General features: G+C 32.4%; 16 protein-coding genes. 7 read left to right on the top strand and 9 right to left on the bottom strand.

The window, feature by feature from the left end; translation table 11 throughout:
* Positions 1 to 17 precede the first annotated feature (17 nt).
* Positions 18 to 2,201 (bottom strand): carboxy terminal-processing peptidase, encoded by a 2,184-nt coding sequence (locus KHA98_RS02960; protein WP_213255099.1) that lies wholly within the window; start codon positions 2,199 to 2,201, stop codon positions 18 to 20.
* A 213-nt stretch (positions 2,202 to 2,414) separates the two neighbouring features.
* On the opposite strand from KHA98_RS02960, the gene surE reads away from it, so the two are divergent.
* The 5 genes from surE (at position 2,415) to KHA98_RS02985 (ending at position 7,222) form a co-directional block, all read left to right on the top strand.
* Positions 2,415 to 3,194 (top strand): 5'/3'-nucleotidase SurE, encoded by a 780-nt coding sequence (surE, locus tag KHA98_RS02965; protein ID WP_213255102.1) that lies wholly within the window; start codon positions 2,415 to 2,417, stop codon positions 3,192 to 3,194.
* Complete coding sequence (locus tag KHA98_RS02970; protein WP_213255104.1) at positions 3,187 to 3,459, top strand: hypothetical protein; 273 nt, start codon at positions 3,187 to 3,189, stop codon at positions 3,457 to 3,459. The genes surE and KHA98_RS02970 overlap by 8 nt, the downstream gene beginning before the upstream one ends.
* 68 nt (positions 3,460 to 3,527) lie before the next feature.
* A complete protein-coding gene (gene lpxB, locus KHA98_RS02975; protein ID WP_213255105.1) occupies positions 3,528 to 4,646 on the top strand; it encodes a lipid-A-disaccharide synthase in 1,119 nt (372 codons plus the stop codon).
* 10 nt (positions 4,647 to 4,656) lie between these two features.
* Positions 4,657 to 5,142 (top strand): C40 family peptidase, encoded by a 486-nt coding sequence (locus tag KHA98_RS02980; protein WP_213255106.1) that lies wholly within the window; start codon positions 4,657 to 4,659, stop codon positions 5,140 to 5,142.
* A 46-nt stretch (positions 5,143 to 5,188) separates the two neighbouring features.
* A complete protein-coding gene (locus KHA98_RS02985; RefSeq protein WP_213255107.1) occupies positions 5,189 to 7,222 on the top strand; it encodes a ComEC/Rec2 family competence protein in 2,034 nt (677 codons plus the stop codon).
* Between the two features lie 21 nt (positions 7,223 to 7,243).
* On the opposite strand, the gene KHA98_RS02990 is transcribed toward KHA98_RS02985, so the two are convergent.
* The 5 genes from KHA98_RS02990 to KHA98_RS03010 form a co-directional block, all read right to left on the bottom strand.
* Positions 7,244 to 7,696: a thioredoxin family protein gene (locus KHA98_RS02990; protein ID WP_213255108.1), complete on the bottom strand. Its 453-nt coding sequence runs from the start codon at positions 7,694 to 7,696 to the stop codon at positions 7,244 to 7,246.
* A 221-nt stretch (positions 7,697 to 7,917) separates the two neighbouring features.
* Positions 7,918 to 8,394, bottom strand: coding sequence for a thioredoxin family protein (locus tag KHA98_RS02995; protein WP_213255109.1), 477 nt, complete (start codon positions 8,392 to 8,394; stop codon positions 7,918 to 7,920).
* A 50-nt stretch (positions 8,395 to 8,444) separates the two neighbouring features.
* A complete protein-coding gene (locus KHA98_RS03000) occupies positions 8,445 to 9,929 on the bottom strand; it encodes a peptide MFS transporter (RefSeq protein ID WP_213255110.1) in 1,485 nt (494 codons plus the stop codon).
* A 98-nt stretch (positions 9,930 to 10,027) separates the two neighbouring features.
* The gene (locus KHA98_RS03005; protein WP_213255112.1) at positions 10,028 to 11,704 is read right to left on the bottom strand and encodes a peptide MFS transporter; all 1,677 of its coding nucleotides are present in this window, start codon (positions 11,702 to 11,704) and stop codon (positions 10,028 to 10,030) included.
* Between the two features lie 36 nt (positions 11,705 to 11,740).
* Positions 11,741 to 13,912 carry a S9 family peptidase gene (locus KHA98_RS03010; protein ID WP_213255114.1) on the bottom strand — a complete coding sequence of 724 codons (2,172 nt, stop codon included), beginning with the start codon at positions 13,910 to 13,912 and terminating at the stop codon, positions 11,741 to 11,743.
* A gap of 180 nt (positions 13,913 to 14,092) precedes the next feature.
* Here KHA98_RS03010 and KHA98_RS03015 point away from each other — a divergent pair, with 180 nt between their 5' ends.
* Together KHA98_RS03015 and KHA98_RS03020 are read left to right on the top strand one after the other, a co-directional pair.
* Entirely contained in the window at positions 14,093 to 15,406 is a 1,314-nt protein-coding gene (locus tag KHA98_RS03015) for a hydroxymethylglutaryl-CoA reductase, degradative (RefSeq protein ID WP_213255115.1), read from the top strand.
* Positions 15,407 to 15,458: 52 nt separating this feature from the next.
* Positions 15,459 to 16,373 (top strand): GYDIA family GHMP kinase, encoded by a 915-nt coding sequence (locus tag KHA98_RS03020; protein ID WP_213255117.1) that lies wholly within the window; start codon positions 15,459 to 15,461, stop codon positions 16,371 to 16,373.
* Positions 16,374 to 16,426: 53 nt separating this feature from the next.
* Here the strand turns inward: KHA98_RS03020 and KHA98_RS03025 are convergent, their stop codons facing one another.
* The 3 genes from KHA98_RS03025 to KHA98_RS03035 form a co-directional block, all read right to left on the bottom strand.
* On the bottom strand, positions 16,427 to 16,813 hold the full coding sequence (locus KHA98_RS03025) for a hypothetical protein (RefSeq protein ID WP_317192559.1): 387 nt from the start codon (positions 16,811 to 16,813) through the stop codon (positions 16,427 to 16,429).
* 319 nt (positions 16,814 to 17,132) lie between these two features.
* Positions 17,133 to 19,232, bottom strand: a complete 2,100-nt coding sequence (locus tag KHA98_RS03030; RefSeq protein ID WP_213255123.1) for a peptidylprolyl isomerase — start codon at positions 19,230 to 19,232, stop codon at positions 17,133 to 17,135.
* A 108-nt stretch (positions 19,233 to 19,340) separates the two neighbouring features.
* Positions 19,341 to 20,600, bottom strand: coding sequence for a hemolysin family protein (locus tag KHA98_RS03035; protein WP_213255125.1), 1,260 nt, complete (start codon positions 20,598 to 20,600; stop codon positions 19,341 to 19,343).
* Position 20,601 lies beyond the last annotated feature (1 nt).

A 20,601-nucleotide genomic window follows, 5' to 3' on the forward strand; every position in this document is an offset into this window, starting at 1 on the left:
ATTAATTCTTTGTCGAATTAAGATTTTACCAATTTATCCTTTTTCATTTTAGGAGCAACTGTATTTTTTACATAGCTTTTTGTCTGCAAATCATCTAAAACATTTAATGCTTCTTCTACATAAACATCTTTAGACAATGCCTGATGCCAAGCCTCTCTTTTTTCTTTTAAAGTAGCATCATTACTCATTTCAAGCTCTTCGTAAGGCAATGATTTAAAAACCAAATTGTTTTTGTAATCAGCAATTGGTTTGTATTTTTTACCTTCATTTTCTACTTGTTCCTGAGTCGCTTTAAAGTTTTTAATATTTAAGCTATAAGTATTTTCTTTGTTTTTAACATCGATCCATTTTGCATTATCTTCAATCAATTTAAACTGATCGTTGTTTGCAATTCTGTTTTTACTGTTATTAATTGCCTGAGCAAATTTTTCATTAGATGTCCACGTACTATAATCAGCCGGATCAATTTTATCCCATGGCATTGCATTATCAATATCTCGCTCACCCATTTTCAAATATGCATAACGATCTGGCATCACCACATCACTATGAACACCTTCTAACTGCGTTGAACCTCCGTTGATTCTATAAAATTTTTGTCCTGTAATTTTCAATGCTCCAAGATCACCATAATTTGCATTTCTAACAAACTGATTTAAGTCTAATACGGTTTGTACAGTTCCTTTCCCATAAGTTTGTTTACTACCAATGATTACTCCACGTTTGTAATCCTGAATTGCAGCGGCCAAAATTTCTGAAGCCGAAGCAGAGAAACTATTAACCATAATTACTAATGGTCCGTCCCACTCTATTTTTTTGTCTTTATCGTATAAAACCTCTTTTTTCATTCCGGCAGATTTCACCTGAACGATTGGTCCTTCCTGAATAAATAATCCGGCAATATCAACAACTGTAGACAAAGATCCACCACCATCATCACGAACGTCAAGTACGATACCATTGATATCCTCTTTTTTCAGTCTTTCAACTTCAAGAGCAATATCTTTTCCGGCGTCACGGCCATCTTTATTTTCAAAATCAATATAGAATTTAGGTAAATAAATTACCCCGTATTTCAATCCGTTTCTTTCAACAACGCTTGATTTTGCATACGTTTCTTCAATTTCAACTACATCTCGGATAATTGAAATAACTTTTATACTTCCGTCAACTTTTTTAACCGTAAGTTTTACTTCTGTTCCTTTGTGACCTTTAATTTTTTTCACAACATCATCAAGACGCATTCCAACCACATCAACTGGTTCTTCGTTTCCTTGTGCTACTTTCAAAATTAAATCACCTGCCTCAAGTTGTTTCCCTTTCCAAGCTGGTCCGCCTGAGATTAATTCATCAATTTGAGTAAAATCATTTTTCTTAGTCAATCTTGCACCAATACCTTCCAGTTTACCACTAATATTAACATCAAAACGATCTTTTTCTTCCGGAGCAAAATAACTTGTGTGCGGATCAAAACGAGTCATGATTGAGTTAACATAAACAGAAAACCAATCTTCTTTATTCAAATCTTTTATCAGACTAAAGTTGTCATCTAAAGATTTTAAAGAACTTTCGCGTGTTTCTTTCTCTAATGTTTCAAAAGATTTTTCCTTGTATGCAGGATCTGTTTTCTTTTTATCTTCTTCTAATTTTTGTTTTGTAACCAATGAAGAAAGAGTAGACAATTTGATTTGTTTTCTCCATCTTTCGTTGATCTCAACTGCATTTTTAGCATACGGAAGTTTATCGTAATCAGCATTAAAAGTCTCATCAACTGTATAGTTGAATGGCTGAGCTAAAATCGTTTTATAGCGCTTTTTACTTTCTTCCATACGTTTCATCAATCTGGTATAAGTAAGATTAAAAAACGTTAAGTCTTTGTTTAAAAACTGATCATCAAGCTGTAATTCATACTGCTTGAATTCATCAATATCAGACTGTAGAAAAAATCGCTTGGATGGATCAAGCGCATCTACATAATCTTTAAAAATTCCTTTAGAAAACTCATCATTTATTTCAGCAGGATGATAATGTCCTTTTTCAATAACAAACGCAAGTAATTCTAAAAGTGTTTTATCTCTGTTTGGATCCGGATCTTGAGACTTATCTGCATTTATCTTAAATGCAAACAAGGTAACTGACAAGCATAGTACGGCTATAAGTATTTTATAATTTCTTTTCATAAACTTAATAATAGCATTCATCAAATTTTTTAATCTAAGTTACGGTAAAAACTGTGCCAACAAAGCCAAGCTCACTATAATTTTTTGTTAAAGATATAAAATAGTTTGGCGCTCAAAAGTGTTCTAAGATTTAGTTTACAATTTTTATTTATTTGTTAGTATTCTACCAAAATCTGTCACTACATTTGCCAAAACAAGGCTTAATTTTGACAATAAAAAAACAGAACTGACAACATGAAAGATGAAAAACCACTAATATTAGTAACAAATGACGACGGAATTCTGGCACCGGGAATCAGAGCTTTAATAAGTGTAATGGAGACTATTGGTGAAGTTGTCGTTGTCGCTCCGGACAAACCTCAAAGTGCCATGGGGCATGCCATAACCATAAATAACACTTTATTTCTTGATAAAATCTCAAAAGAAGATGACACTATTACCGAATACAGTTGTTCCGGAACTCCTGTTGATTGTGTAAAACTGGCAGTAAACGAGATTTTAAAACGCAAACCAGACCTTTGTGTTTCAGGAATAAATCATGGTTCAAATTCTTCAATTAATGTAATTTATTCAGGAACAATGAGTGCAGCTGTTGAAGCCGGAATAGAAGGAATTCAGGCAATTGGTTTCTCTTTGTTAGATTTTGACTGGAATGCCGATTTTGAACCTGTAAAATCTTTCGTCAAAAAAATTACTTTAGAAACTCTTGCCAATAAATTACCTGCTGGTGTCGTTCTAAATGTAAATTTTCCGAAACTGAAAGAAAACGAAATAAAAGGAATAAAAATTTGTCGTCAGGCGAAAGCTTACTATGCTCAAAAATTTGACAAAAGACAAACTCCTTTCGGGAAAGACTATTACTGGCTTACCGGAAAATTCACAAATGAAGACAAAGGCGAAGACACAGACGAATGGGCTTTGGAAAATGGATATATTTCTGTTGTTCCTGTTCAATTTGATTTAACCGCTCATCATTCAATGCAGCAACTTAATACCTGGAAATTAAATGAATAAATTAGACCTGCTTATTGGTTTTATAATCGGAATTATCACTTCTCTTATCGGGAGTTATCTTTTTATTAAACTATTTACTTCGTTTGACCTTTCAAATGGAATTCAAACCATAAAACAATATGGGTATCTGGGTAAAGTCATTACACTGGGAACTGTTTTGGATTTAATTCTGTTTTTGTTTCTGCTGAAAAGAAACAAAGAAATAATGGCAAGAGGAGTTGTTTTTGCTGTGATCGTTCTCGCGATTTCGACTTTATTTATTTAAATCTTATCTTTGTTCTGCAAAAAAAATATCGTGTTCCATAATTGTAACACACTTTCAAAAAAATCAATATGAAATATTACATCATAGCTGGAGAAGCTTCCGGAGATTTGCATGGTTCTAATTTAATGAAAGCTTTATACGAAGAAGATCCTCAGGCTGAGATTCGATTTTGGGGTGGTGATTTAATGCAGAAAGCTGGCGGAACGTTGGTAAAACACTATCGTGAATTGGCTTTTATGGGATTTGTTGAAGTTCTTTTCAACTTAAAAACCATTTTGAATAACATTAAAATTTGCAAAAAAGATATTTCTGAATTCAAACCCGATGTTTTAATTTTTATTGATTATCCCGGCTTCAATATGCGTATTGCGAAGTGGGCTAAAGAATTAAACTATAAGACTCATTATTATATTTCTCCACAAATTTGGGCCTGGAAAGAAAACAGAATCAATGCTATAAAACATGATGTAGATAAAATGTTTGTTATTCTTCCTTTTGAAAAAGGTTTCTACGAAGACAAACATGGTTTTCCTGTAGATTTTGTTGGACACCCTTTAATTGATGCCATTCAGAATCAGCCTCCTTTTAACGAAGCTGTTTTTAGAGAAGAAAATAAATTGGGAGATAAACCAATTATTGCACTTTTACCTGGAAGCCGTAAACAGGAAATAATAAAAATGTTAAGTGTAATGCTTAGCGTTGTTGATGATTTTCAGGATTACGAATTTGTAATCGCAGGTGCGCCAAGTCAGGATTATGAATTCTATCAGCAGTTTATAAAAAACCAAAATATCGCATTTGTTTCCAATAAAACCTATGATTTATTGCGTTCTTCAACCGCAGCTTTGGTAACTTCAGGAACTGCAACTTTAGAAACGGCACTTTTTAAAGTTCCCGAAGTAGTTTGCTATAAAGGAAGTTCAATTTCATACCAAATTGCAAAACGCATTATTACGCTTAAATACATTTCACTTGTTAATTTAATTATGGATCAGGAAGTTGTAACGGAACTGATTCAAAATGATTGCAACACAAAACGCATTAAAGAAGAACTTCAAAAATTATTAGAGCCGGCTTATCGCGAAAAACTATTGAAGAATTACGATATTCTGGAACAAAAACTGGGCGGAGTTGGCGCCAGCAAAAAGACAGCAAAACTTATTGTAGACGATTTAAAACAAGCTTAATTTTTTGATTTTGAAAAGAATAATCGCTTTACTGTTTTTTATCCTCTTTTTTGCTTCTTGCAAGTCGACTTCGGCTGTAACAAACAAGAAGGAATCTAAACGGGAAAACAAATATGTTGTCAATCATTTAATTGAAACAGCAACCGATAATATCGGTGTTCGTTATAAAGCTGGCGGTACAACAAAAAGCGGTTACGATTGTTCAGGATTAGTCTATACCACTTTTGAATCAGAAAATATAAAATTACCCCGAAGTTCATTTGAACAAGCGAAAATTGGAGTTGTAATTCCGACGAAGGACGCTCAAAAAGGAGATTTGATATTTTTTAAAACCAACAAAAGCAAGCAAATTAATCATGTCGGACTTATTACAGAAGTAAGTTCAAATGAAATCAAATTTGTGCATTCATCTACTTCAAAAGGTGTCATTATCTCCTCTACCAAAGAACCTTATTATCAAAACTCATTTGCGCAGATTAACAGAATTATCGAATAAACATTTTTGATTCTTTTTTCTTACAAAATTTTAATACTTTTAGAACATGAAAGTATTAGATTTTCCTTTGGCTAAAATTACAATTTGGTTTCTTGCAGGCATAATAATGGCTTATTATGTAACGCCATCACTTTTTCCTTCATTAGTTGCTTTTTCATTAGGAGCAATTCTTTTTTCAATTTGCTGTTTTCTAGCAAAAAAACATAATAAAATAATTCCATTTTTTGGAGTTAGTACTTATTACACCTCTTTTTTTCTGGGTGTATTAGCATTATTATTTCACACCGATTCGCTTCAAAAATCTAATTATGTACATTGTAGCAAAGCTTTCAAAGCTCCTCAATATATCACATTTACGATACGCGAAAAACTAAAAAGCAATTCGTATAACGATCGGTATACTGCATTAATAAGCCAAATTAACAATGAAAAATATCATGGAAAGATTATTGTAAACATTGCTAAAGACAGTTTAAAACCAATTATAATTGGAAACATTATTAAGACAAAAACAACTTTGCAGCACAATCCCTCAAATAAAAACCCAAACCAATTTAATTACAGTAAATACTTAGCCGACAGACAAATATTTGCCCAGATATTTGTAAATAAATCAGAAATAAGCATTAATAAAAAACTGAAAAAAGATATTTGGTACTATTCCGGATGTCTACATAGACGTATTATCAGAAACCTGCAAAAAGCACATTTTAATGCTGCCGAAATGAATGTTGCACTTGCCCTAATTCTGGGACAGCAACAGGAAATCTTGCCAGAAATTATTCAGGATTATCAATATTCAGGCGCAACGCATATTTTATCTGTATCGGGTTTGCATGTTGGTTTTATAATGCTGTTTATTAATTTTATTTTAAAACCAATTCCAAACACCCGGAAAGGATCTTTTATAAAACTCTTTAGTGTTTTGATCTCATTAGGAGCCTTTGCCGTTATTTCAGGCTTGTCTCCATCTGTATTGCGTTCTGTTGTAATGTTTTCGTTTGTCGCTACAGGAAATCATCTTAGAAGAAGCGGAAACATTTATCACACTTTACTTGTTTCTCTATTTCTAATATTGTTATTCGAACCTTACTTCCTGTTTGATGTTGGATTTCAATTAAGTTATATCGCCTTATTTTTTATTATCTGGCTGCAACCTTTATTAAAAAAGATCTGGTCTCCAAAAAGCAAGTTTCTCGTTTATATTTGGGATGCACTAACTGTTTCTTTTGCGGCACAAATTGGCGCATTCCCCTTATGTTTGTATTATTTTCATCAGTTTCCAGGACTTTTCTTTGTGACTAATATTGCCATAATACCCGTTTTATCATTCATAATGATAGCCGGAATTATCGTTATGATTTTTGCCGTTTTTACTTCGCCTCCAGATTTTTTAGTTTTTATTTTTGAAAAAAGCATTTATTTCTTAAACGAAATCATCCATTGGGTAGCTTCTTTTGAATCCTTTGTTATACTTGACATCAGTTTTAATTTTTATTATCTCGTAACATTTTACTTCTTCATCTTCTCAACAATAATCTGGTTTCTAAAACCAAACTTCAACAAACTTACCTTTGTCTTAATAACAATAATTTTAATGCAATTTTCTTTTATCGTCACTAAGAAAGAAATAGAAAACCAGCAAGAACTAATTGTCTACAATACAAAAGGAAAAACACTTATCAGCGAAAAGGCAGGCAAAAAAATTAGAATCTTTTCTACTGATACGCTTATCCTGAACGGATCAAAAGACTATACTTTAAACAATTATATAGTTGGAAATTATGGGCAACTAGAAGCGGCAAATAAAATGCGTAACCTACTTTTTTATAAAGGCAAAAAGGTTTTCATAATTGATAGTAGCGGAATTTACAACTCTAAAATTCAGCCGGATATTTTACTCTTAATTCAAAATCCAAAAGTAAACTTAGAACGCGTACTGAAAGAAATACATCCAAAAATTGTAATTGCCGATGCATCAAATTCATATAAAATTCAGAAAACTTGGAAAGCAACCTGCATCAAAAAAAATATCCCTTTTCATGCCACAGCCGAAAAGGGATTCTACAAATTAAATTAATATAATCTAATTCAACAGTTTTCATTCACTTGGATGCAAAATTGCATTTGATTCTGCAATCCACGCCTTTGCTCCTCCTGGCTTATAGGATAATTTTCCTAAAGCACTAAAAGTCGTTTTGCTTTTTCTGATGGAAGCACTAGCAAAACAAACTTCCGGAAGTTCTTCAACTCCAAAGGCATTTTTAAGTTTGATGTTTTGTTCTTTATCACTGTCTGAAGCAGAGCTATCAGATAAATCCAGTTTTACCAGAATAACATTATCACGTGACCACACGGCAAAATCCGGGGTTTTAAATATTTCATTCTGAAGATTTTCTGGTACACCTGAGGCAGTGAATAAAATTAACATTGGTCTTCTTTGTTCATTGCTTATTGCAATTGCATCAGTCATGTTTGTTCTCCAAACTAAATTCTGTGCCTTCATAAAAAATGAACCAAAAAAGAACAGTAGGATAAGTAATTTTTTAGTCATACTATATTGGTTTTGGTTAGAATAGCAAGACGAAATTAACATTATATTTTAATTATCCAATTTTTATTAATACAAAAAATACATAATATGTTTTTTTTCAAACATTAAAATATCAAATACATAATTTACCCAAATTAAAGAAAACTTTTTCTTACTAAAGCATAAAAAAAAGCTCCTTGCACAATATGCGCAAGGAGCTTTTTTAATTTTATATTTTATTCTTAAGACTTCTTTGGAGGATTGATAATTCCGTCCGCAACTGTTAGCCAAGCTGTTGGTCCGCCTGCAACATAACCAGTCTGACCAAGGCCTTTAAAATTAACTTTTCCGTCTTTAGATTCTGCACTTGTAAAATAAACCGTTGGAAAACCCTGAATTCCGAAAGCTTGCTGCAATTCGTTATTCTGATTTTTCAATTCCGGGGACTGCGCTGTTCTTCTTGGATAATCCAATTCAACTAAAATAACATTATCAGTAGCCCATTTTTTAAATTCAGGTGTTTTCAAAACTTCATTTTGTAAACGAATACACCATCCACACCAGTCACTTCCGGTAAAAAACATCAGTAATGGTTTATGCACATTATTACTCACCGTAATAGCTTCCCTTACATCTGTATACCATTTCAGTTCTTTGTCCTGAGCCTGTGTTACAAGAGCTCCAACAAAAAATAACGCTACTAGAAATATTCTTTTCATACTGTTTTTATTTACCACAAATTTAAATAAAAAAGAGTCACAAAATTGATCTATTTAACTTCCTGCATTAATTTTTTAATCAAAGGAGTCGTAATAATTAAAACTACACCTGCAACAAGAGAATAAACAGCCAAATCATAATACCCATCAGTATAAGCAATAAGCTTTGACATCAAAGTTGTACCTGTATTAGCATTTGACATTTCAGATCCTAGTTTTCCTGCAGCTAATTGTCCAAAAGCACTAGACAAAAACCAAAGCCCCATCATCATTCCAAAAAGACGTTTAGGCGAAAGTTTTGTAATTACCGACATACCAATTGGTCCAATACATAATTCCCCAAGTGTGTAAACTAAATATCCTAATGCAAAAACATTTAATGAACTCAATCCTTCCGGATTAACAAAAAATCTTGCACTATAAAAAATGAAAAATCCAGCTGCTAATAAAACAAATGAAAGTCCAAATTTAATTACCGTATTTGGTTCAATTTTTCTTTTGTACATAAATATCCAAAGTAAACCAACAAGTGGACTAAAAATAATAACGTACATTGAATTTATACTATTGTTAACCACATTTGGATCAATGTTGAAAAACAATAATTTGTTTGTTAAATTATCTTTTGCAAACAAAGAAAGTGATCCTCCTGATTGCTCAGAAATAGCCATAAACATAAAATATCCAAAAATAAATATAAATGCCGCCAGTAACTTGTATTGCTGATTTCTGTCTTTAATTCTCAATAATTCATATAAGAAATAACCAATAGCAATAGTTCCGATTGTGTACATAAAATAGTCTGTATAATCAGAATTGATCACCATTATGTATATAAGAGGAATAACTAACAATGATCCTACATAAACCGCAATTTCATAAGATTTTCTTTTTGATGGTGTTTCATTTTCCAAAGGCGAATTTCCTATTGGCGCTAAATATTTTTTAGTTAAAAGAAAGGTCACCACTCCGATAATCATTACAATCGCTGAAGAAAGAAAACACAAACTCCATGAATAATTTTTTCCTAAATAAATCGGAATCGCACCACCAAGCATTCCTCCAATATTAATTCCGGCATAAAACAATCCGTAACCAGCATCTCTTCTTCCGTCGTTTTCATGGTACAATTCACCTACCATGGAAGAAACGTTTGGTTTAAAAAATCCAGTTCCTATAATTGAAAGCGTAATTCCATAATAAAAGAAATCATGTGGAGATGCGGCGATAAGCAAGTTTCCTAAAATCATTACAATTCCTCCGAAAAGTAATGACTTTTTAAATCCAAGTATTTTATCAGCAAAAATTCCACCAATAAAAGTAAACGCATAAACAAATGCCTGAATTGCACCGTATTGAAGATTCGCTTTTCCTTCAAGTAAACCCAATTGATCTACCATGAAAAATGCCAAAACCCCACGCATTCCGTAGAAACAAAAACGCTCCCACATTTCAACTAAAAACAAATACCACAATTGCTTCGGGTATTTACCTTCAAAATTTTGAATTTCTTCTAAACTTAAATTTTGTTCCATTATAAACTTTCTTTTTTAAAGTAGATTTATACAAAACATCATCTTTCGGTAAAAACCAAAAGATGATGTTTTATATTTTTTTATTCTATCCGATTATATTATCTAACACCGTGCATCATTTTTTTCAAAAATGGAGTCAAAGCAAATAATATAATTGCTGCGATACCTGTAAGCACCACAAACACCATGAAAAACTCATATAGATTATGAATTTCGAATCCTGCAAAAAAGTGGTTTGCATCACTAATCTGATGTTTTTCTAAAAGTGCCAATTGCTCTGCAGTTGGTGTTATTTTTTTATCTAAAACAGCCTGAAGATCGATTCCTAATTCTTTTGCTTTTGCAAATTTATCTCCTGTAGCAGGCAAGATAGATCCTAAAGTCCCTCCTAAAGCATAACCTGATGCATTTGACAAAAAGAATACTCCGTACAATAATGAAGCGAAACGTTTTGGAGATAATTTACCAACCAATGACAATCCGATTGGAGACAAACATAACTCAGCACATGTATTTAAGAAATATAACAAGATAAGCCACTTAACTAAAAGCAAACCAGAAGTTCCGATATAAGAAACCTGAGTTGCAATCATAAAGAAACTTAATGAGATCACTACTAAACCAACAGCCAGTTTTACAGGAGAAATTGGTTCTTTTCCTTTAGCTCGTAAAGTATCCCATAAAATACTAAATGGAACTGCTAAAACAACAACAAATAGTCCGTTAAAAATCTGAACCATTGATGGAGGCATTTGCCATCCAAAGAAGTTTCTGTCTGTTTGGTTATCTGCAATAAAAGTCAAAGATGAACCCGCTTGCTCAAAAGCAGCCCAGAAGAAAATAATAAAGAACGAAACAATATAAATAACTATAATTCTGTCTCTTTCAATTTTAGTCAAAGAAGTATCCGAAATAATTAATCCCGCCAATGATAATCCACTAGAATAAATCAAAGTATAAATTAAATTCTGACCTACTACGTAATGAAAAAAGAATCCTAAACCAATAAATGCTAATCCGGCAATCAATAAAGCTTTATTAGAAAAATTAGCTTTTTGTGCTTCTCCTTCTTCAAAATCTGAAGCATCATTTTTAGAAGGCAAACCCCCTAATGGTTTTCCTTCTGGAGAAACTACATATTTATTTTTCAAGAAGTAAAAAAGAACAGTTCCTAAAAGCATTGCAACAGAAGCCGCAAGGAATCCCCATCTAAAAGCATGAATATCTCTAATTCCGCCAGCATCTTTAACATCTCCTAATAAAGGACAAATAGACTGACCTAAAAAAGCTCCGATGTTAATTCCCATATAGAAAATAGTAAAAGCACTATCTAATTTTGTTTTTTCCTGTTTAGGATACAAACTTCCAACCATACTTGAAATGTTTGGTTTAAAGAATCCGTTACCAAAAACGATAACTCCTAATGCAGAATACATAATGGCTTTAGCCAATCCTAAATTAGATTCAAAAACGCTTCCGCTGGTAAACAACAACATTTGTCCAATTGCCATAAGCAATCCACCTAAAAGGATACAATTTCTGTTTCCTAAAAAACGGTCGGCAACAAAACCTCCTAACATAGGAGTTAAATAACAAAGTCCAAGAAAACCTCCATAAATTAAGGAAGCTTCTTCTTCCTTCATTAATAATGAGTTCACAAGAAATAAAGTCAACAAAGCTCGCATTCCATAAAAATTGAATCGCTCCCACATCTCCGTTCCAAATAATACCCAAAGTCCTTTTGGATGCGCAGTTTTTACTTGAGTTTCTCCCATATTATTCATTATTATATTAAGGTTAATTGATTTAGATTATAAATTTTCTTTGATAAAATTAGTCATTTTGTTATACAACTGAATTCTTGTTTTTCCGCCATAAATACCGTGGTTTTTATCTGGATAAATTTGAGAATCGAATTGTTTATTTGCCTGAATTAAAGCTTCCATCATTTGCATTGAATTCTGAACATGAACGTTATCATCACCAGAACCGTGAATTAATAAAAACTTACCTTTTAATTTATCAACATGATTTATTGGAGAGTTCTGATCGTATCCGCTTGCATTTTCCTGAGGAGTCTGCATGTATCGCTCTGTATAAACACTGTCATAAAATCTCCAGTTTGTTACCGGAGCAACAGCGATTGCCATTTTGAATACGTCATTTCCTTGAAAGATACAGTTAGAGGCCATAAAACCACCATAACTCCATCCGAAGATTCCAATTCTTGAAGCATCAACATAAGAATATCCTCCAATTACTTTTGCAGCGTCAATCTGATCTTCTACTTCGTATTTCCCTAATTCTTTCTGAGTTACTTTTTTGAAATCAGCACCTTTAAAACCTGTTCCTCTACCATCAACACAAGCTACAATATAACCTTGTTGTGTAAGAGATAAAAACCAATAATCATCACTATTGTTCCAATCATTGTTTACTTGTTGTGATCCCGGACCAGAATATTGGTACATGAAAACCGGATATTTTTTTGAAGGATCAAAATCTTTTGGTTTTAAAATCCATGCATTAAGTTCGTTTCCTTTCGCTGTTTTTAATACGATGAATTCTTTTGCAGGAAGATTATATGCTTTCAATTTATCAGCAAGAGCCTGATTGTTTTCGATAACCTGGATTTCTTTTCCTGTTTTAGCCTCGTTTAAAGTATAAGTTGTAGGCTGTAAATTACTTGAAAAAGTATTAATGAAGTATTGGAAATTTGGGCTAAAAGTAGCTGTACTTGTTCCAACTTTTGAAGTTAAACGTACTTTGTTTTTTCCGTCTAAACCAATTCTGTAAATATCTCTGTTGATAGAACCATTTTCTGTAGACTGATAGAAAATAGTTTTTGTTTTTTCGTCTAAACCGTAGTATGAAACCACTTCCCAGTTACCTTTTGTAACCTGATTTTTAAGTTTTCCTGTTTTATCATAAACATAAATATGATTAAAACCGTCTTTTTCGCTTGTCCAGATAAAACTGTTATCTTTTAAGAAAGTCAAATTATCAGTAATATCAACGTAAGCTTTATCTTTTTCATTCAAAATAACTTTTGCTGCCGCAGTTGTTCCGTCAACAAATAATAAATCAAGATTGTCCTGGTGGCGGTTTAAAACCTGAGCAGACAATACATTAGCATCATTTGTCCATTTTAATCTTGCAATATAAAAGTCATTATAATTACCTAAATCAACTTTTTTAGTACTATTTCCAACTGCATCATATACATGTAAAGAAACTACTGAATTCTTTTCTCCTGCTTTTGGATATTTAAAAGTTTCAATTGTTGGGTATAAATCTTTATGAAACATTGACATAGAAAACTCAGGAACAGCGCTTTCATCAAAACGGATGTAAGCTAATTTTTTGCTGTCTGCACTCCAGTCAAAAGCCCGCACAAAAGCAAATTCTTCTTCATAAACCCAATCCGTAATACCATTAATAACAGCATTTTTCTTTCCGTCAGTTGTAACGGCAGTAGATTTTTTTGAGGCTAAATCATATACATAAAGATTATTTTCTCTTGCATAAGCGATTTTAGTTCCGTCTGGTGAGAAAGTTGGCTCCTGAATTTGAAAATCAAAAAGTTTTGTTAGTGATTTTGAAGCGATATCGTATAAAAAATAATCGGCAGTAAATGAATGACGGAATATTTTATTGGTATGAGAAGCAATTAAAATCTTTTTTTCTGAAGCATCGAAGATATAACTGTCAATTCCGCCGGCAAGTTCTTTGTGATTTTTTGAATCAACTAAGTTAGATACCTTTTTTAAAGTTGCAAAGTCGTATAAATCAATCTGCATGCTCCTTGTTGACTGGTCTACATTTAAAACCGTGTATTGATCAGTATTTTTTAAAGATTGCAATTCGTCCATTCCTTTTGCCTTGAATGCACCGCTATAAATGCTTTCAACAGTAATTTTTTGTTGACCAAAAACAGTCGAAACAAATAACAAAAGCATTACAGTAATTTTACTTGTATTCATTAGAATTATTTAATTTTAAAAAAGAGCCCAATTTTAGTAAAAAAAATAAACATAATACACATTATAAGTGTTAAATGTTAAAAAAAATAACGATTGCGTATTTTCCTCTTTCAAATACATTGCAATGAAAACTCTTAAAATAGTATCTTTGCAGCAACATTATTATTTAATATACTGAGAATGAACAACGCTGTTGCCGGATTTTCTAAATTATCCAAAAAAGAAAAAATTAATTGGATTGCCAACGAATACTTTTCTACTCCAGAAGAAGCACTAACTATTATAAGAAATTACTGGAATTCAGACGAAAAGCTCCAACAACTGCATGATGAATTCATCGAAAATACGATCACAAACCTCTATATCCCCCTTGGAGTTGCTCCTAACTTTCTGATCAACGGAAAATACAAAACAATTCCGATGGCAATCGAAGAAAGTTCTGTTGTCGCTGCAGCTTCAAAATCTGCTAAATATTGGGCAACAAGAGGCGGTTTTAAAGCTACAGTAATCAATACTGAAAAAATTGGCCAGGTTCATTTTACTTTTAATGGCGATGCCGAAAAACTACAATCGTTTTTTAATACCATAAAACCAAAATTTTTCTCTGAAACACAAAGTATCACCAAGAATATGCAACAACGCGGTGGTGGTATATTGGATATTCAACTAAGAGATAAAAGAAATTTACTTGAGAATTATTTTCAGCTTCATGCTTCTTTTGAAACAAAAGATAGTATGGGCGCCAATTTCATTAACTCTTGCTTAGAACAATTTGCAACCACTTTAAAAGAAGAATTTCAACAGTCTGAATTATTTGGAGAAGATGAAAAAATTACGGTTATAATGAGTATATTATCTAATTATGTCCCAAATTGCATCGTTAGAGCCGAAGTTTCTTGTCCTGTTGAAGACTTAACTGAAAAACATATTTCAAATCCTCAGGAATTTGCCGAGCGTTTTGTTCAGGCAGTCCAGATTGCCGAAATAGAGCCTTTTAGAGCCGTTACACACAACAAAGGAATCATGAACGGTGTTGATGCTGTAATTTTGGCAACAGGAAACGATTTTAGAGCTATTGAAGCTGGAATCCACGCTTACGCATCAAAAAACGGACAATATTCGAGTTTGTCTCATGCAAAAATAGAAAACGGAATCTTTACTTTTTGGCTTGAAATCCCTCTGGCTTTAGGAACGGTTGGCGGATTAACCTCTTTACATCCTTTGGTAAAACTTTGCCTTGAAATGCTTGAAAAGCCTTCTGCAAAAGAATTAATGGAAATTGTTGCAGTAGCTGGTCTTGCTCAAAATTTTGCTGCATTACGCTCTTTAACAACAACAGGAATTCAGGAAGGTCACATGAAAATGCACTTAAACAACATCATTAATCAGTTTGAAGCTACAGACGAAGAACGTCATTTGATTAAAGCACATTTCAAGAAAACTGCTGTTTCTCATAGCGCAGTTGTAGAATTTATTGAAAGTTTAAGAAAGTAAGAAACGCTTACATTTAAAATACACTATTTGTCCTAAGGACTAAAGAACACTTATGTCAACAACTTTTTACAGTAACGGAAAATTATTTATCTCTGGAGAATATTTAGTCTTAGATGGCGCAGATGCTTTTGCATTACCAACCAAATTTGGACAAAATTTAATTGTTGAAGATGGAATCGATAAAATCATTGAATGGAAAAGTTACGATTATGACCAACAACTTTGGTTTGAGAACACCATTTCGTTTGATGAAATAATAAATAATACAAATCCAGAAATAGAAACTGTAAAATCGACTCTCATCAATATTTTACATAAGGCTTATGTTCTTAATCCCGATTTTATTAATCAATCTCAGGGATATAAAATTCAAACCAACCTTACTTTTCCAAGAAATTGGGGATTGGGAACGTCCTCGACTTTGATTAATAATATCGCACAATGGACTAAAATTAATGCTTTTACATTACTGAAAAATAGTTTTGGAGGAAGCGGTTACGATATTGCCTGCGCACAAAACGACACACCAATTATCTACAAAATAGAAAACAATAGTGTGACTCCTGTTTCTTTTTATCCTGACTTTACAGAAAATATATTCTTTGTATATCTTAATAAGAAGCAAAATAGCAAAGCAGCAATTCATGCGTACAACAATCATAAAGATCAAAACTTAATCAAAAGTATTGTTGAAAACAACAAGATTACTGAGGCAATTTTAAATGCAAAAACTTTGAGTGAATTTGCCAGAGCAGTTGAAAAACATGAAGTTCACCTGAGTAAAATTCTTGAACTTGATACGATAAAAGAGCGTGCTTTTTCAGATTTTAACGGGGCAATTAAAAGTCTGGGTGCATGGGGTGGAGATTTTGTAATGGTGGTCTCTAAAGAAAACCCTAGAGCTTATTTTGAATCGAAAGGATACGGCACAATCCTGACTTATGACGAAATGATCTTAAAGGAATAATTATCATTTCCCGAATATCTGATTTTTATTAAAGTGTAAATCAGCAAAAACTCTTATCCAATTTGTTTAGACTCAAGGCGCCGGACTTTTTGACTTTCTAATTCATTAGATTCGATAAGTGTGTTGTGTAGACGTTCGGCCATTTTTTCTATACTATTATTGATAGAATCATATACCAGTTCCATTCTACGGTGTTTTTCTTCTTTTACCGCTTTCAAAACATCTTCAACAAATACTTTATCATATTTTTCAGCAACAGAATCACGAGTATTCGTAAGCCTGATAACATAATCGTTGCTTAGTATTGTCACTTTAAAGTGCTGCTCTTCGTTACTTAAATAGTACTTCCCTCCCAACTCATCAACATTGATGTCGGTACTGCTAACTTTTAAAAGCTCGATGATGATTCCGTAAATATGATTTTCTATTTTAGTATACACTCGCGGCTTTCTGCGAAACAAACTAAGAAAAAACATTAACCAACGGATTATTTAAGTACTTATTCATTTTTTAATTCCCCAATTTTAAAAACAAACATTAAACTAATTTTATTCTGTTTAAATAAAAATTTCAGCAAATTAACAGTAATAATTTTAATAACACAAATATGTTATGATTAAATTTCTATTATTCCTATATAATTAAGAAAAAATTGTCAACTATTTATTACAAAACAAGTTAAGTGTTTTACTAAAACTGAAAAGCCCGAAGATTCGATTGAATCTTCGGGCTTTTAAACCTTATTTATTTTACTAAAAACTAGTAATTAAATTGCAATCTGTTATCTTCAATTTTAGCATTGCTTTTCAAAGCTGGCAAGATTCTGCTTGTATCAGATGAACTTTGTGCTTTTACTTTCGCAACATACTCTGCATGATTAGCAAGAGCAGGAGCTTTTACAGTACTGATGTTTTTTACAACATATACTCCAGTGTTTCCTTCAATTGGAGCAGAAACTTTATTAGCAGCCAATGCAAATGCATTTCCAACTACTTTTGGCTCTTGACCAACTCCACCAGGTAATACAGGATTATCTAAAGTAACGTTTGTAGCTTGTTGAACTGCTACACCAGCGCTCTTAGCCATAGCCTCGATAGTTGAACCAGTTAATTTAGCTTTTAACATTTCAGCTTTTTTCTTGTTTTTCAAGATAGACTCTACATATGGTCTAGCTAAACTTACAGAAACTAAACCTGATTTGTTTTCGCTTTTGTATTGTGCGATTACGTGTCCAACGTTTGCAATTTCAAAACGTTTAACGTCACCAGTATTTGTTTCTTTATCAAATGCCCATCTTACAATGTTACGTTGATTTCCTAGAGGACCAAACGCTTCATCCATAGCTTTAGCAGTTACCGGAGCAGCTACTTTTAAACCTAATTCTTTAGCAGTTGCAGCAAAATCCTTATCAGCCGCAGCCATTTCGAATTTAGTTGCTAATGTAAATACTTTATCAGAAGTAGCTTCAGACGGCTCGATTTTTTGAGCAATTGTAGCTAAACGAATTCCGTCTTGTTTATCTGTAACTTTGATGATGTGAAATCCGAAAGGAGTTTCAACCAATCCAACTTTACCAATTCCATTATTGAATACAAAATCATTAAATGGTTTTACCATTTGGCCTTGACCAAAATATCCTAAATCACCACCTTGTTGTGCAGATGAATCATCAGAGCTTGTAAAAGCAAGCATCATGAAACTATCCGGATTAGCCTGAACTTGTGCTAAAATTTCTTCAGCTTTAGCTTTAGCTTCTTCTTTAGTTCTTTTTTCTTTTGCGTTTGGTGTTTGAGATCCGTCATAAGCAATTAAGATATGACTTGCTTTTGCATTAACACCAGCTTTAAATCCTAAAGATTTAGAGATTGCATAATATCTTCCGTAAACATATGGCCCGTAGATTGCTCCAGCAGGTAAGCTGAATAATTTATCAGCATCAACAGCTGGTAAAGCATTTTTAGGAACATAAGTAGAATCGTAAGGAACATCAGAATTTGAGTTTACAAACTCAGCAATGTTAGTAGCATTTTTAAAACCAGCTAAAGTATCGTTTTTACCAGTTTTAGCATTGTAAACAACACTTCCGTTTAATAAACCTGTGATTTTAGCTTTAATTTCAGCTTCATCTTCTTTTGAAGCTTTGTCTTCTACTAAAACGTATTGAATTTCACGAGTTTCATCCGCTTTGAATTTTTTCTCGTTTTTCTTCATATAGTCAACAATATCAGAATCAGAAATTTTAACATCACTATCTTTAATAGAAGAATATAAAGCTGCAGCATAACTAAAGTTTACTTTGTTAGCTTCCATTTCATATTTCAACTTTCCTTCACTAGCAGTTGTGTAAAGTCCAGATTTAATCAATGTGTTGTAAATTTGAAATTTTGCATTCAATTCTGCATCTTTCTCTTTACTTGAAATATATTGTGCCGCTTCAGGATTTGTTTTGAAGTATTCTTTAAATTTTACTACATCAAACATACCTGCTGCATTTAAGAACATTGGATTTTTACCAATATTTGGATCAGCTTTTAAAACTTCCATCAAGTGCTTTTCTCCAACTCTCAATCCTAATTTATCAAACTGAGTTGATAATAATGCGATTGAAACCTCTTGGTCCCAAACTCTGTTTGCAGCTTCAGTGGAAGTAATTCCTTGCCCACTTTTTTCAACATTACTAACTTTAACTCTAAAGTCTTCAAATGAAATATCTTTTCCGTCGATGCTTCCCACATCTTTTGAACTTTGACTAAATGTCCCTTTACCGATTAGATCTTGTATTATAAATGCAAATAATGCAAGTGCAATAACTCCTATCAATAAAGCGGAACGCTGTCTAATTTTTGCTAAAACTGCCATTTTTATTATCGTTAATTTTATATTCAGTTTGCGAAAATACAATTATCTAGTTAATAACAATACAACTAGCGTTTTATTTTCAACAATTTTTTTAATAATTAAAAAAAATCACTCTTTTATAGTCATTTTCACCAATTCAATTTTCTTATCTGTGGCCTCTTCGATCACAAATTCGTACTTATCTATCAGAATTTTATCTCCTTTTTGCGGAATTTCCTTCGTAAAGTTGACGATAAATCCTCCTAATGTTCCATATGAATCTTCTTCCGGAATTGCCAGTTTATACTCTTCATTTAGATATTCAACATCTAATCTAGTAGAAAACAAATATTTACCATCGCCCAATTCTTCTTCAATTAATTCTTCATCTAAATCGTGTTCATCTTCAATCTCGCCAAAAAGTTCTTCTACAATATCTTCTATAGTGATAATTCCCGAAGTACCTCCGTATTCATCCAGAACTACTGCTACGTTTTTTCTTTTTTTGATTAGTAAGCTTAAAGCATCTTTTATCAAAATGGTTTCAGGAACAAATTCAACTGTCATCAAAACCGATTTTATCGTTTTTGGCTTTTTAAACAAATCAAATGAATGTACATAACCCACAATATCGTCCAGTGAATTTTGGCTTACTACAATTTTAGAATAACCGGTTTCAATAAAAAGTTCTTTAAGCTCCGTGACACTTTCGAACAAATCAATATCAACGATTTCTGTACGTGGCGTCATAATATCACGCGCTTTTACACCTGAAAACTCTAAAGCATTTTGAAAAATCTGAATTTCAGAATCTACTTCATCGTCATCTTCCACAGAATTCATTTGTTCTGTAATATAATTACCCAATTCTATTTTACTAAAGTACAATTGCACCTGATCTCCTTCTGTTTTGAAAAATTTTCTCAAAACAAAATCTGAAATCCAGATAAAAAAGGTCGAAATATAATAGAACAGACGGTAAAACAGATAAGCCGGAATTGCAAAAAACTTAATTAATGAATTGGCGTAAATCTGAAAAAAGACTTTTGGCAAAAACTCCGCCGTAAGCAAAACAATAAACGTCGAAATGATGGTTTGAATTATTAAGCTTGTAAGATCGGAAAAATGAAATCCTAAATTTATTAAACAGTTTAGAATTAAATCTCCCATATAAAAACCATATACTACCAAAGCTACATTATTACCAATTAGCATTGCAGCAATAAACTTGGAAGGATTCCCGGTAAGTCTGGTTAAGATTCTTGAGAGAAAATTTTCTTGCTTTTTCTCTATTTCAAGATAAATTTTATTGGAGGAAATAAAGGCTATTTCCATTCCCGAAAAAAAGGCTGATAGTATTAAACATAGTATTATAATACTAATTTCCATT

Origin of the sequence: Flavobacterium branchiicola, from assembly GCF_018383905.1 — a bacterium.
Classification (GTDB): domain Bacteria; phylum Bacteroidota; class Bacteroidia; order Flavobacteriales; family Flavobacteriaceae; genus Flavobacterium; species Flavobacterium branchiicola.